1 protein-coding gene is annotated in these 447 nt (G+C 47.2%); it reads right to left on the reverse strand.

The features are described 5' to 3' along the window. On the reverse strand, window positions 1–447 hold a 447-nt coding region (locus EN935_RS40130; RefSeq protein WP_206534744.1), incomplete at both ends, for a LysR substrate-binding domain-containing protein.

Below are 447 nucleotides of genomic sequence, written 5' to 3' on the forward strand. Positions count from 1 at the left end.
AGACAGATTTTGTCCTGGCTTTCCAGAGAATGGCCAATGGGGACCGCACAAACCATCTCGGCCAAGCGCGTGGGCTTGAATTGCAAACCCGGCCGATCCATCGCCATGGTATGTATGCCAAAATCGCAAAGGCCATGAAACACCTGATCGTTCACCTCTTCCGTTTTCGATATGTCCAGAGATATCCTTACTTCCGGATGCCCGCTCAAGAAACTGCTTATAGACTCCGCTACGATCGTGTTTCCGACACTGGGTGTTGAAGCTATCCTTAACGTCCCCGACGTAGCTTCCTTCAGTTCTACTATTTTTTGTTGGATCAATCTAAAAAGAAAGAACATCCCTTCTACTTCACTGTAAAGGACGCTTGCCTCCTTTGTTGGAATGAGCTTCCCTTTGTCTCTTTTAAATAGCTCAAACCCTATCTGCGACTCCAGATGCTTTATCCTG

Source organism: Mesorhizobium sp. M7D.F.Ca.US.004.03.1.1 (assembly GCF_003998635.1).
GTDB lineage: Bacteria > Pseudomonadota > Alphaproteobacteria > Rhizobiales > Rhizobiaceae > Mesorhizobium > Mesorhizobium loti.